We start from the raw sequence: 13,817 nt of genomic DNA, 5'->3' as shown, positions 1-13,817 counted from the left end.
TCTTCTTAATATGAAATTAATGCCTTGGCATCCAATTCTTCCGTTCCTTCCATAACAACATCCGTAGCTTTATCAGCATCAAAAAAAGTATTGTTTTTTTCTTTGTCGGATATTTCATACAATACATCTATTAATTGCTTTATGTGGTCATATGTAAATATTACACTATCCTCTTTGGCTTCATAGATATATCTCCATTCCATAAAAGAATCAGCATTTCTTGCCACTATTTCTTTTAATTTTTGTTCATCAATTTTTTTCAAAATAGATTCCTGATATTCAATCGGTAGTTTTGAGTATAAAAAATTAAGATTATGTCCTTTAGGAATACGAATCATCTCTGCATTTTGGTCATTCTTTATCTCACGCACACCTATCAAAAACTTTATAAACAGCTCACATGCAAATGCTGCTAATGTAATACAATATGGTATTGGATATTCATCATGTACACTTCTGTGAAATTCCTTGCTTCTAAATTCAGTAACTTTTCGATTAAATTCTTTTTTAAAAGTATTTGCTTCAAAAAATATCATCAATACATTTGCTTTTTTAATCTCATTATATTTATTTTTCATTTTGTCACCTCATTATCGCTAAACTAGAATGACACAATCTGTTATTTCCTTCATTTTTTTCTCCAATTCCTATACTATCCCGTGGTAATCCTTCCATCACTCGGTTTCTCTGTTTCTGCCGGAATTGCCCAGATATGTCCAAATTTTACGGCTCCTTCTATTTTCCCATTTGTGCATAATTTTTGTACCCACCTTGGAGAAACGCACCATTGTTCAGCCTTTTCGCTTATTGTGTTATAATTATCCATTTTTCTTCATCTTTCTTCATAGCTTAATAAAATAACATCAACTTTTCCATTTCATTTATTGTATTCCGAAATGCGTACTTTGTCAATTTGGCATTTTTAATTTACCGTTTTATTTGCTACCCACTTTTACATTAGATTTATCTCTCACCATAAACCATCATCATTCCAATAGGAACCGCAATAATCCCAATCACTCCAAAGAAATGCACAAAAACCGCAAGCGCACCAACTCCGCCAACTGCAATCCCTGCGTATTTTAATATTTTCTTCTTAGCTTTCGTATTCTCCGCCTGAATAATTCCTCTCACAACTGTGTATAACATGAAGATTCCAAGAACCACCATAAACAGATTGATGGATAGGATTGATTTGATTATATCCGCCATAAAAACAATTATTGCAAGTATAAACAGCCCTACATACACGGATATGGCATCTGCTTGCCTCTTTCTAAAGAAGTACACATATTTACTTCCTAATACCACTACAGACGCCCCTAGACCACCTATAATCGCTACACAGACGATTATGAGCAATACCCAGTGAACAATCAGGGAAGCTGTCGCATTTGGTATCATATCCCCTAATCGAGCCACAAATAGTCCTGCTATCTTTCTCCATTCAAACGTAGTCATAATTCCATTTCCAATCATATGAATGAATCCCATAAAATCTGCTCTAATAACTTCCGTCTTAATAGCCATAATAACTGTGGTAATGATTGCTTAAAACAATGTGAATCTTACCATCCCCTTGTATCCCGCAATCATTGCATCATATTTTCTCTGAAGCTTATGGTTTTTAATTTTCTTTGCTTCTGCCAATTCCTTTCTTTGTCTACTTGCAGCACTGGCAAGGACATTTATTTCTGCTTCGACCATTGCCAATGCTTTGTTCTTAATTTCAGCATCAATATTGTGTTCCTTAATAGTAACCAGTGTCTCTCTTTGACCTACACCTTCTTCTCTACCAGAAAGTGCTGATTCCTTCGCCTCAAAATTCTGCTTAACTTTTGCCACTTTCTCATCAGCTTGTTCCCTAGCGGCTTTTACCTTTGCTTCTGCTTCTTCCTCGATCTTCTTGGCATAATTCTGGAGTCTCGTGTTTTCTTTCTCCAGTTCTTCGTTCTTCTTCAACACAAGATCGCTCTCGCTCAGTTTCTCGATTCTCTCGTTCTGTGATACGATAATCTCGCTTTTCTTCTGAACTTCGCTCTTTAATTTCGAGTTCTGTAAGGAAAGCCTGGATATCGTCTTTTGTGCTTCTGAGGTCTTCTCTTGCTCCGCTTGAAGTTCCGTCTGTAATCCCTCTATTTGATCCTGCATCTCCTCCATCAATGAGAGAAGCTGATCTTCGTTCTTTAAGTTTTCTGAATCGCTCATCTCTATCTGCCTCCTTCTGCTGAATTAAGTCTCGGAGTTCTGCAATTCTACTATCTGTAACTGCAATTTCTCCGTCTGTTTTACTAATTTCTTGTTCTGTTTCGTCAGCTGTTCGTTTAAGTTCATCGATTCTTCTAACTCTTCCTTTAGACTTAGAATGATCTTGTCCTTTTCCTCCAGCTCTACCTGTTGTTTTTCCAGTACCTCCATCATCTGATCTTGAATATTCAATATCTCCATGACTTCTTCTAACTTCTTTAAATCTTCCATATATTGCCCTCGCTTTCTCTGTTATTAAATCTGTTAGTTCCTTTGCTATTTTTTTCATCTGTTCCCTGAAAGAATTTCGTTCCTTAATCTCACGACTCATCTGACAACGCTCTGCTATTTTACCTTCTGCTTCCATCTGTCTAGCTGTGACACCCTCATGAATACTTGGCTCCTTATCAACACCTTGACGCTCATAACTTCTATGATCTATCTGATGTTCTACATCCAAATATTTATTACAGTGTTCTGCCCAGGAAGCTCTCCATATTTCTGCTCTTGAATGATCATTCCAATCATTCGCAGGTATCGTGATTTTCTCCCAGAGATACTCCGTACCTTTTCCTTTTCGTACTCTGGTTTTCTGTTCTCCATTTTCATCTAATTGTGGAATACGATACTGAGAAGTAGCATCACGATTTTTAGAATCATAGACTGGTAATTCTAGATTATAGATAGCTCTATCACTTTCATCCCTTACATTTGCAAATACAGTTGTCTGCTTCTGCAACCACTCTTCATGCTCATCAATTCCACGCATCGTCAGAAGAATATGTGCATGAGGATTTCCATCTGCTTTATCATGAAGTGCCCAATCCACTATCATTCCCTGCTCTACAAAATTCTCATTAACAAATGCACGGATACATTCAATCTGCTGTTCTCGATTCATTTCTACAAGAAGAGCAACTTCAATTTCCCTGGCAAATTGTGCATCCGATCTCTTTTCGATTTTCTGAACTTCATTCCACAAAGTTTCTCTATCCTTATATCTCTCAGGAGCATTCACAGGTAAGATAATTTCATTCATAATCACACCACCTTTGTTCGTAAAATCATGAATGATTCCAGTTTCATCATTGTATAATTTCTCACCAGAGCGATATGCAGCTGATGCTACGGCAGAACGACCACCTGCTCTGCTGATAATTTTGATAGAACAATGATAAATTGACATTTTGCATTCCCCCCTTTCTTCTGTAATACATCTGCAAAATGAGTTTTCCAATTTGTTCCCCAACTTGGGGAACAAATGGAATGCCGTCTGCAAGACTTCATGCAAGTAACACTTGACACCGTCCGTGCAGGAGTTTTGCCAAAGCAAAACCAATAACCGCATTTTGGTTATTGCCCCTCGGAGAGTGCAGTCTGCATAAGACCCGCCGACTGAACGCGCCCGGCACGAAGTGACCGGTTGGTGCTTGCACCAAACTTATTCATGTGGGCTTCGCCCACATATAAGTGCGCCCTTAACAAGTTAAGGGAATAGTGAAATTCCCATATTACATTTCCACTGTTTCATCCGCTACTGATGAATTGTTCATTGCTTTAGAAAAGAATTTTCCGTTTGCTTCCTGCTTTTTGAGGAAATTAATGAATCTGATTTTATCTTCTTCTCTGGTATCTCTTCCAAGAACGGATTCCACAATTCCGCCTAGTTCAATCAATCTTCTTGTCCTCTTCTTTCTCTCTTCCTCCGTTTTTCTTTTCTTAATTGCCTTAGCCTGCGCCTCTAATTGCTCTTTCTTTTTCATAATATTTTCTAGCTGTTCATCATATGATTTCTGTGCCATTATCCTGCTCCTTTCCATAAAAGCTGTTTAAAATTTCTAATATGATTCGTAATGATTCTCGTGTCTCTGGATCTAATTCTGATAGATTACAATTCGTATCTATTGCTTCTGCAATTGCATCTAATATTGTTTTATCTGAAACAATAATTTCTGGCAACTGTATTTCTTTCTGTTCCGTTGTCACTGTTATCCCTTGTTGTTCTTTTGCCATAAGCTATGTCACCTTTCTCTAAACTTCATAATATAATTTATCCCATTTTTCGCTTTCCTTTCCGTGTACCGATGTTTTGAATTTATCACCCAACCACCTAACCTCACCGCCCCGAAATCTGATTTCTGGAGTGGCAATATATGCTTTTCCAATTCTGTTCACAACACCATTCTCCGTTTCAATAGCAAATATAACCGCCTGTCTCTCCATTTTATCAATCTCCTTATTTTCCATATCTCCTTTTCCGCTCCGCCACAAGCTGTGCCTGAAACCTCTTCGTCTCTTCCTCAATATATGCCTTCTCCTCTTCCAGCCTCTTTGCTCTTTCTTTATTGAGAACGATAACCAGCTTTCCCTCTTCACACTGGACAGTAACCGGCATATTAGCTGTAAATCCCCATTCCTCCAGCCATACACCTTTTAACATAAGCGTAGGGGTTGGCTTATATCTGTATCCAGATTGTTCACAGACCTTTAAGTCTCTTTTATCTTTTCTCATATTTTTTCCACCCTTTATAAAATTTACAGTATAGCTTGGATTTTTGTTCAGAAATATCTATGAACCTGATATACACGAAAATACATTAGACTAATTGGATATGTATGAAGCAACACTGTAAGATGACCTGGTTTATCGTTACATATTGCAAAAGATTGGGCGTTGTAAGATCCCTGACTTTCAGTAAATGAATCTGATTTATAGCTGTGGTACAAAAACACAGGTTTAACTCTCCCACAGCGCCCGGTTCACATTAAACCCGGCCGGAACTTGTCAACCAACATTACAACGCCCCCGTTGCAACCCGTCAGCATTTATAAGGACTTCGGACCTTCACACTTCCCAGTGTGGTTGCTTTAATCACTAATGTTAGCATATAAATTTTTACAATTAATTCAAGTTTCTTTTCAGTGTGTAAATACTCCTTTACAGTTCTATGATATAACTATTTAGTGAGTTCGTCAAGGACTTTATTCAATCTGGCAATTACTATTTCAAATCTATTAGATTGACAATTACACTATCTAGTTATATATTTAAAATAGGAAGGTGGTGCTAATAATGTCTATGACAGAAAAAATAAAAATTGTTCTTGTCAAAAGGAAAAAGACTGCAGCCGACTTAGCTTCATTACTTGGCTGCTCTTCAACCAATATATATAATAAAATGAAACGTGATAATTTTTCCGAAAAAGAATTAATTGAAATTGGAAATGTTTTGGATTGCGATTTTGTAGGACAATTCAAAATGAGAGATACCGGAGAAACAATATAAAAATAGAGCCAGCGTTACAAGAAAATCACCTTGTAACACTGGCTTTTCAATATCAATCTCTTTTTTATCTCTTTTAAAATCATATCACCTGGAGTCAGCAGCATATTACCGTGGTATCCTGTTTGTTCGTAAAACCTCAAATTCCTAAATCCCTCTATTGCCATAAAATAATCATCTTCACAAATTGAAACGAAAAAGCCTTTTTCAATGTTATATGTATCTATACAGTTTACTTGTTTGGAAGATTACATTTTTTAGTAGTTTCCTTCCTCAGAATGCAAAAATGACACACCACTGATTTCTCAATAGTGTGCCATCAACATTCTTATTATGTGTACCCAGTCACTGACTCTCGCTAACATTTAAACATCAGGCAAAATCCCCTTAAGCAATCGAGACCATTTCCAATCCCAATTTAGTCTCAAATAAGTCCCAATTTTCGGCGATTTCTTATGATATTTTACACTAAGTTACGATAGTTTCCAATTGACCTTACACATCCGATTTTCCTTGAAAACTCAAGGTTTCCGGTATCAAACAGGATACAGCAATTTATATTAGTTGCCACCCATCTGCTTAGCAACTTCCTCAGCAAAATTCTCTTCTTTCTTCTCAATACCTTCTCCGGTCTCGAAACGAACGAAGCCTTTTACTGTAATCTTAGCGTTGTTAGCTTTTGCAACTTCTTCAACGTATTTGGCAACGGTCTGTTTTCCGTCTTCTGCTTTTACATAAACCTGGTCTAACAGGCAGATTTCTTTCAGCTCTTTGTTGATACGGCCCATAACCATACCGCTGATGATCTTGTCGTTAGCGTCCGGTTTCTCGTTCTTAGCTGCTGCTGTCAGGATTTCTTTCTCATGCTCAATGTATTCCTGAGACACTTCACTTCTGTTTGTGTATACAGGTTTCAGAGCTGCTGCCTGCATGGCAATGTTTTTAGCCATTTCTTTTACAGCATCGTTGATGACATCTGTCTCAACATCAACCAGAACACCGATTTTGCCACCCATGTGTGTGTAGGATGCAACAAATCCGTTTTCTTCGGATACCTTTGTAAATCTTCTGATGTTCATGTTCTCACCGATAACAGCAATCTGGCCTGCCAGAGCTTCCTGAACGGTTTTTGTTGTATCGAATTTCCATGCTTCAGCTAAGAAAGCTTCCACATCGGCTGCTTCTGTATCCATAGCCTGCTCTGCAACCTGTGCAACATAGCCCTGGAATTTTTCGTTTTTAGCAACGAAGTCTGTCTCTGCGTTAACCTCTACAACAACTGCTTTCTTCTCGTCAGCAGATACCAGAGTTTTGCACAGACCTTCTGCTGCAACACGGCTTGCTTTTTTCTGTGCAGTAGCAAGTCCTTTTTCTCTCAGGAATTCAACTGCTTTATCCATATCGCCTTCTGTTGCTGCAAGAGCTTTCTTACAGTCCATCATGCCGGCGCCGGTCATCTCTCTTAATTCTTTTACCATTCCTGCTGTAATAGCCATCGTGATATTCCTCCTGAATTCTATTGGTTTTTTCTAAAGAACCGCCTTGGCAGTACAGCCAAGGCGCTTTGAATTATTCCTCTGTTGCTTCCTCTTCTGCTGCTTCCTCGAAGATTTCGCTGTCTTCAGCAACACCCTGGTTAGCTTCAATGACAGCATCTGCCATTTTGGAAACGATTAATTTTACGGCTCTGATGGCATCATCATTGCCCGGGATAACATAATCCAGTTCTTCCGGATCACAGTTTGTATCACAGATACCGATTAACGGAATACCTAATGTATGTGCTTCCTGAACGCAGATTCTTTCTTTTTTCGGGTCTACAATGAAGATGGCATCCGGGAGTTTCTTCATTTCTTTGATACCGCCCAGGTTCTTCTCTAATTTGGCCTGCTCTTTTTTCAGCTCGATAACTTCTTTTTTCGGCAGTACGTCGAAAGTTCCGTCAGCTTCCATAGCTTCGATTTCTTTCAGTCTTGCGATTCTGCTCTGGATGGTCTTGAAGTTTGTCAGCATTCCGCCTAACCATCTTTCGTTTACATAGAACATTCCGCAGCGCTCTGCTTCCACTTTGATAGCATCCTGAGCCTGTTTTTTAGTTCCTACGAACAGGATTGTGCCGCCGTCAGCTGCGATGTCTGCAACTGCTTTGTAAGCATCGTCAACCATTCCTACAGATTTCTGCAGGTCGATGATGTAGATGCCGTTTCTCTCTGTGTAGATGTAGGGAGCCATTTTAGGGTTCCATCTTCTGGTCTGATGTCCGAAATGAACACCTGCTTCCAGTAACTGTTTCATTGAAATAACGCTCATGTTTTTTCTCCTTTTTGGTTGTTTTCTTCCGTCTATTTCCTCTCCGCAGGGACACTGTCGGACGCTTGTCCGCAGGCACCGTCCTTTGGTATTCATAGACGTGGTTATTTTGCAACGTTGGTATTATAGCATAGCTGAGGTGTATGTTGCAAGCTGTTTTTAAGATTTTTTCCTGTTTTTACAAGGTTTATACTACTTATTTTCTTTTGCAGGCATTCTTAAGCCAAATGTTAAGCAGCGGCATCCAGCTCTGGCACTCTTTCTGTACACCGGTGCCGTCTGCACGCATCAGTGTCTCATTTGCCAGGGAGAGGCCATGACTGCCCTTGGGATAGAGATGGTATTCAGCCGGAACGCCCGCTTTTCCCATTGCCTCCACAAATAACAGGGAGTTCTGAAACGGCACGCTCTGGTCCTCAAAGGTATGCCAGAGAAAAGCCTGGGGCACATGGACATCTACCTGGGTTTCCAGTGCCATCTCCGCTTTTTTCTCTTCATAATCACTGCCCAGCAGATTATGGATGCTTTCCAGATGCCCGTAATCCTCCCTGGATGTGATCACCGGATAGCAGAGAATCAGACCTTTTACTTTTAAAATCTCCCTGCTGCATCCCACAGCCTCAGAAAGAAAATCCCTGTTCCAGAAAACACCGTAGCTGGCTGCCAGATGGCCTCCCGCTGAAAATCCCATAACAAAGATATTTTCCGTATCCACATGCCACGCCTCCGCCTTCTCATGTATCATCTGCACAGAGCGGGCCACCTCGGTCAGGGCTGCGGGAAATACACTGGGAGCACAGGAATAGCGCAGAACTGCCGCGTGATATCCCATGCTGTTAAACTGCAGAGCCACCATCTCCGCCTCTCTGTCAGCCGTAAAACGGTATGCGCCTCCGGGACAGATCAGTATCAGAGGCCGCGTTAAGTCTTCTGGCAGCTCCTCATACGCATCCAAAATATAAGTTGTCAAATGTGTCTCTTTGGAAGACCCTGACATTTGAATCGGAATATTTTCATGTATCATGTTTCTGCTCTCCTTTTATTCCTTCTCAATAATCTGGCCGTTTCTGTAGGCCTTCAGAAGTTGTCTCAGCTCATCAATGCTCTCCTGCAGGTGATGTCCGTTATCCGTATCCCCCACTGTTTTCCTAAGAGAGGTGCGTTTTACTAAAATACTGTCAGAGAGAATATCGCTCTCCCTTGTGATGGCATCCTCTGCAGAGGTAAATGGTTCATGGGCTGCCAGGATCATTCCCCAGGAATTATAAATCAACGTATATCCCGCAATCCCGGTCTCCTTCTGATATGCTTTTGAAAATCCACCGTCAATGACCAGCACTTTGCCGCCGCATTTGATGGGACTTTCCCCTGAGGTATGGTGTACCGGGACATGACCGTTTATAATATGGCAGCAGTCCCCTTCGATTCCGAACTCCCGGAAAATATTATCCACTACGCTTTCATCCTCCAAAAGTCTGTAGTAAGGATTCTTATTCTCCACATGGGTTTCCTTCTCGGCAAGGAAATACCGCTCAAAGGTAGCCATCTTATCCTTGCCGAACAGCGGAGACGAGGGACTGCTCCAGATAAACCACAGAATATCCCTGCCGCGCTGTTTTTCTTCCTTGTCCAGAGCAAAGAAAGCTTTCCGCACATAGGCTTCCAGCACGTCATAGAGCTCTCTTCCTTTATAAGTCCTGCCGTACACTTCAACCTCTTTAAAGCTGCCGTCCTCATTCAGAGGGACACAACCGTGATAAAGCAGGTTGTTGTTATATACCTTGTACAAACTTCCCTTCTTCAAAAGAAGCTGCATATGGCGCTGGAGCTTCTCACAGTTGGCAAAGGCGGAGACGAGGCGTTCCATAACCTCCTCCTCCTCTTTTGAAAGCTCATAGGGATTTTCCGGGTCCACGGTCGGGAAGACATGATCCAGAAGGTTGTATTCTTTTCCGTATAAACGGATGGTCCCCTCCTCATAGTTAATATCATCCAGAAGCGCCCGGTCTGCCATATGAAATTCTTTTCTCCTGATCAAAAGCTGCCCTTCCAGTTTGAACTGGATAACGGAAATAGCCTTGTGCATCTTCATGTTCAGCACAGTCTCTGCCGGATTGAGGGTATTTCCCCCTTTTATTTTAAAGCACTCACAGGGGTCATCCTGATAATACGTCAGGGCAAATGTAGCCAATGGCAGCAGATTAATGCCATATCCGTCTTCCAGAAGGTCCAGATTCGCATAGCGGGCACAGATACGGATCACATTGGCAATACAGGAACGCTGGCCTGCTGCCGCACCCATCCAGACAATGTCATGGTTGCCCCACTGGATATCCAGAGAGTGATATTCCTCCAACTTCTCCATGATATGGTGCGGCCCCGGCCCCCTGTCATAAATATCTCCCAGAATATGCAGATGGTCCACAACCAGACGCTGGATCAGCTCCGAAAGAGCGATGATAAACACTTCCGCCCTGCCTATGGCTATAATGGTCTCAATAATCTGCTCATAGTAAGCCTCTTTGTCATTGAGCTCCGGTTTCTCGGTGATAAGCTCCTCGATAACATATGCAAAATCAGGCGGCAGGGCTTTACGGACTTTGGATCGGGTGTATTTGGAGGCAACACGTTTACACACCTCGATCAGACGGTATAAGGTGATCTTGTACCAGTCCTCCATGTTTTCCTCCGTCTTTTTGATCAGCTCCATCTTTTCCTTCGGATAATAGATCAGTGTTGCCAGAAAACGCTTGTCCTGCTCATTGAGTGTATGGCCGAATACTTCGTTGATCTTTCGTCTCACAGAACCGGAACCATTTTTCAGCACATGGGAAAATGCCTCATATTCCCCGTGGATATCTGTCAGGAAATGTTCTGTTCCCTTGGGAAGGTTGAGAATTGACTGCAGGTTGATGATCTCCGTGGACGCCTTGGCGATCGTCGGATATAGTTCGGAAAGGCGTTCCAGATACTTTTGTTCCAGTTTTTCCATTTGGTCTCCCCCAATATTTATAAATTAATTTATGTTGCCATTGTAACACATTTTCCTCTCCCAGAAAACAAGAACACTGCCAATCAATAAAAAAATAATTCCGGCCGGATTTTCTTTCTGCATTTTTACAGCCTCCGGTACGGGCTCTGTGTCCGTTTCGGCATTTTCATTGGCAGGCATGGTAAAATCCCATGGTTCCATATCACTTATGTTTCCTGCTGTATCCTTAACAGACAGGGTTATTCTGTTTTTACCGTTTTTCAGGTATTTACTTGGGATTCTTAGTTTTCCTTCCTTCCACTCATAGAGAACCGGTTCCCCGTTCACCGAACAGGAAACAATTCGGACGGCGTCCACATTGTCCAGGGTTATTTCCGGTGTAAAGCCGCCGCTGTGGGCAATTTCCTCCCTGTCGTATACAAAGCTTGTGCCAGATTGATTGACGGAAAAGAGAAAGTGCTGTTCTGTCCGGTTGCCGTACAGGTCACATGCCTCGCAGATAAGCACATACTCATCATCCTCTGTCACCGGGTCCAGGGTCAGAGTCAGACAATTCCGGTTCTCCTCTTTCCGGAAGGAAATCGTTCTCTCACCTGTACGTTTCCCGGTAAGACGGATTTTTACACTGTCCTTGTCCAGATTCTCATCCTGTACTGTGATACATGGCGATACCTGCGTGTTGCTGGATGAAAGATTTTTCAGATTCACAAGGGCGATAACAGGATACACGCGGTCGGGGATTTCGATTTCTGTCATAGCCGTAGGAGTATCGTCCTCTTTCTCTTTTGAAGGCTGTCGGGCAGATTCGTTTTTTTCTGCCTCCTCTGAAGGCTGCCGGGCGGTTTCAGTTCTCCCTGCCTCCTCTGAAGGCTGCCGGACGGTTTCAATTCTCCCTGCCTCCTCATGTCCGTTACCATTTTCGGTTTCCTCCATATCTTTTATACCGTCTTCTGTGTTCTGCTTCTCATCTGCTGTACCTCCTTGAATTTCTTCTGCATCTTTATCTGTGTATGTATCACCTGTCTGTGTTTTCTCTAAATCCGCAGTATCCTTTCCGTTTTTATCAGATTTCATTTCGTCTGTATTTTCTTTTGAATCAGTCTTTTTCACCCTGATCTTATACCGAACCACCACTTCTGTTTCCCCTTCTTCAAGGGCCTCTATATTTCCGTTTCTTCCCGCGCAGGCAATGCGCTCATCTGCTATCTGTACCATGCCATTGCCGGGCAAAAAAAGCGCTTCTCCCTTCTGCAGTTCTACGATCTGTGTCATTTCCGGCAGAGTCTTGTCCGTATTTCCAAAATCTTCCTCGGCTGAAGCAAATACCGGAACCGCACTGCCTAAACATAAAAATATCACTGTCACTATAAAGAACATCCTTTTACGATTCATTCTGTTTCCTCCGTTTCCAAAGCCTTGATTTTATTTTTGATTTTTTCGCTGTTAAACCCATCCTTTTTTGCTCCTCTTTTTTCCATGAGAGAAAGCAGACTCTCTGCCTTTTTCTGGTTTTCCCGTTCTGCTGCTTCCATAAGGGCATAGGCGCAGTAGGCTTCTGCATCCTGGGGAAAATCGCTCAGATAACGTTCATAGCATTTTTCCGCTTCCATATACTCCTGCATCTGTCGGTACATGGCTGCAATTGACAGACGTGCTTCCTGTTCCAGGTTTACAGGGATTTTTTCTTCCAGAAGCAGTTCATAATACCGGATGCTTTTTACCGGATTATCCAGTTTTTCGTAAATCACGGCGAGCTGATAGTAAATTTCTACACGGTATACCGGTGCATATGTCTCCCGGCTGTTTTCCTTTACATTCTTTTCCGCCTGCAAAAGAAGACCCTGTGCTTTTTCCGCGCTTTCCTGATTGGAGAATCCCAGCTCGCTTTCATATGCCTGTACAATATTTGCCAGAAATATCTGTTCGCCCGCCTTCTCCCAGGAGGTGCCTGCGCTTTTTTCCAATGTTTCTATGGCAGCTCCGGCTTCTACCCAGTTTCTTTTTGACGGCGCCTCTTCTATGGCATCCAGGATTTTTCGGTACAGCTCTCCTTTTTCTGTCCCTTCCTGTTTTTTCAGGAAATACCTGCGTGCCTCCCTGTAATCCGCTGTATCCGCAAGACCGATGTCTTTGCGAAAGCCCAGCAGCCTTCCCGCATCAAGCAGCAGCTCCTGCCGCCTGACCTGCGCGCCTAAAAGGAGCAGAAAACCCACTGCCAGAAAAACGGAACCTGCGTAAACACGCTGCCTGGTGTGCATCCACTCTTCCAGATTCTGCAGTTCTCTCTTGACCGCACGGATGTTCCTGTAGCGTTTTCCCGGAGAGGTTTCCATACATTTGTCTGCAATGTGTCTCCACTTTTTATATATCTTAGATCTGTGTTCATCCGTCTGTTCCATGTAACGCAGGACAGCTCCCAATCCATAGATGTCCGTTCGTTCCTCTGCACTACCGGAAAACTGTTCCGGTGCGGCAAAACCGGGTGTTCCGTACCCGCTGCCGCTCTTATTGGCCAGGGACGCAATGCCGAAATCAAGAATCCGTATATCCCCTGAAATGTGTACCAGCAGATTGGAAGGTTTCATATCCTGGTAGATAATCCCTTTTGCCGGACCATGGAGGTATTCCAGCAGACTGCAGAGCTGTATGGCCCATCGGATCCGTTTGCTCCAGGGTATCTTTTTTCCGCTTTTCTTTATCTCCTCCAAAGTGAATCCTTCCAGATAGTCCATGACAAGATAACAGTATCCATCTGTCCTTAGTGTATCAACGATTCTGGGCAGCGCCGGATGTTCCAGGTACCGCATGATCTCAGCTTCTCTGCTGCTGCCAGCGGGAATCCTTTTGACAGCCCAGTATTTTTCCAGCTTTATGTCAAAGGCCAGATACACCTTCCCCTGTCCGCCTTTTCCCAGGATTTTATCCAGACGGTAGCGTTCTCCAAGAAGACGCTTTTCTCCATACACGAACAGCATCACCTCTTTA

Annotated in this window: 15 protein-coding genes; 1 reads left to right on the top strand and 14 read right to left on the bottom strand. The window is 42.4% G+C overall.

Annotated elements, in window-relative coordinates; translation table 11 throughout:
* Positions 1 to 5: 5 nt before the first annotated feature.
* From V8Q34_RS00785 to V8Q34_RS00750, 8 genes are all read right to left on the bottom strand, one after another.
* Positions 6 to 578, bottom strand: a complete 573-nt coding sequence (locus V8Q34_RS00785) for a hypothetical protein (protein WP_335834569.1) — start codon at positions 576 to 578, stop codon at positions 6 to 8.
* 385 nt (positions 579 to 963) lie between these two features.
* Entirely contained in the window at positions 964 to 1,545 is a 582-nt protein-coding gene (locus V8Q34_RS00780; RefSeq protein ID WP_335834897.1) for a DUF6040 family protein, read from the bottom strand.
* A gap of 6 nt (positions 1,546 to 1,551) precedes the next feature.
* Complete coding sequence (locus V8Q34_RS00775; RefSeq protein ID WP_335834567.1) at positions 1,552 to 1,962, bottom strand: hypothetical protein; 411 nt, start codon at positions 1,960 to 1,962, stop codon at positions 1,552 to 1,554.
* A complete protein-coding gene (gene mobQ, locus V8Q34_RS00770; RefSeq protein WP_335834566.1) occupies positions 1,865 to 3,433 on the bottom strand; it encodes a MobQ family relaxase in 1,569 nt (522 codons plus the stop codon). The genes V8Q34_RS00775 and mobQ overlap by 98 nt, the downstream gene beginning before the upstream one ends.
* A 325-nt stretch (positions 3,434 to 3,758) precedes the next feature.
* Positions 3,759 to 4,049 (bottom strand): conjugal transfer protein TraD, encoded by a 291-nt coding sequence (gene traD / locus V8Q34_RS00765; RefSeq protein WP_335834565.1) that lies wholly within the window; start codon positions 4,047 to 4,049, stop codon positions 3,759 to 3,761.
* A complete protein-coding gene (locus V8Q34_RS00760; protein WP_335834564.1) occupies positions 4,030 to 4,260 on the bottom strand; it encodes a hypothetical protein in 231 nt (76 codons plus the stop codon). The genes traD and V8Q34_RS00760 overlap by 20 nt, the downstream gene beginning before the upstream one ends.
* Positions 4,261 to 4,278: 18 nt before the next feature.
* Positions 4,279 to 4,494, bottom strand: coding sequence for a hypothetical protein (locus tag V8Q34_RS00755; RefSeq protein WP_335834563.1), 216 nt, complete (start codon positions 4,492 to 4,494; stop codon positions 4,279 to 4,281).
* Positions 4,484 to 4,759: a SymE family type I addiction module toxin gene (locus V8Q34_RS00750; RefSeq protein WP_335834562.1), complete on the bottom strand. Its 276-nt coding sequence runs from the start codon at positions 4,757 to 4,759 to the stop codon at positions 4,484 to 4,486. The genes V8Q34_RS00755 and V8Q34_RS00750 overlap by 11 nt, the downstream gene beginning before the upstream one ends.
* Before the next feature lie 561 nt (positions 4,760 to 5,320).
* Here V8Q34_RS00750 and V8Q34_RS00745 point away from each other — a divergent pair.
* Positions 5,321 to 5,533, top strand: coding sequence for a helix-turn-helix domain-containing protein (locus V8Q34_RS00745; protein WP_095175359.1), 213 nt, complete (start codon positions 5,321 to 5,323; stop codon positions 5,531 to 5,533).
* 557 nt (positions 5,534 to 6,090) lie between these two features.
* Here V8Q34_RS00745 and tsf read toward each other — a convergent pair.
* The 6 genes from tsf to V8Q34_RS00715 form a co-directional block, all read right to left on the bottom strand.
* Positions 6,091 to 7,026, bottom strand: a complete 936-nt coding sequence (tsf, locus tag V8Q34_RS00740; RefSeq protein ID WP_335834561.1) for a translation elongation factor Ts — start codon at positions 7,024 to 7,026, stop codon at positions 6,091 to 6,093.
* Positions 7,027 to 7,099: 73 nt separating this feature from the next.
* On the bottom strand, positions 7,100 to 7,840 hold the full coding sequence (gene rpsB / locus V8Q34_RS00735; RefSeq protein WP_033139699.1) for a 30S ribosomal protein S2: 741 nt from the start codon (positions 7,838 to 7,840) through the stop codon (positions 7,100 to 7,102).
* A 196-nt stretch (positions 7,841 to 8,036) separates the two neighbouring features.
* On the bottom strand, positions 8,037 to 8,864 hold the full coding sequence (locus tag V8Q34_RS00730) for an alpha/beta hydrolase (protein ID WP_033139700.1): 828 nt from the start codon (positions 8,862 to 8,864) through the stop codon (positions 8,037 to 8,039).
* Positions 8,865 to 8,879: 15 nt separating this feature from the next.
* Positions 8,880 to 10,832 (bottom strand): fructose-bisphosphatase class III, encoded by a 1,953-nt coding sequence (locus tag V8Q34_RS00725; RefSeq protein ID WP_033139701.1) that lies wholly within the window; start codon positions 10,830 to 10,832, stop codon positions 8,880 to 8,882.
* A gap of 24 nt (positions 10,833 to 10,856) precedes the next feature.
* Entirely contained in the window at positions 10,857 to 12,224 is a 1,368-nt protein-coding gene (locus tag V8Q34_RS00720; protein WP_335834560.1) for a hypothetical protein, read from the bottom strand.
* Entirely contained in the window at positions 12,221 to 13,798 is a 1,578-nt protein-coding gene (locus V8Q34_RS00715) for a serine/threonine protein kinase (RefSeq protein WP_335834559.1), read from the bottom strand. Before V8Q34_RS00715 ends, V8Q34_RS00720 begins: the two co-directional genes overlap by 4 nt.
* Positions 13,799 to 13,817 lie beyond the last annotated feature (19 nt).

The organism is Blautia sp. JLR.GB0024 (assembly GCF_037000545.1).
In the GTDB taxonomy this organism is placed as follows: domain Bacteria; phylum Bacillota; class Clostridia; order Lachnospirales; family Lachnospiraceae; genus Blautia; species Blautia celeris.
Note: the sequence above shows the minus strand (reverse complement) of the source record. Positions and strands in the feature narration are given on the sequence as shown.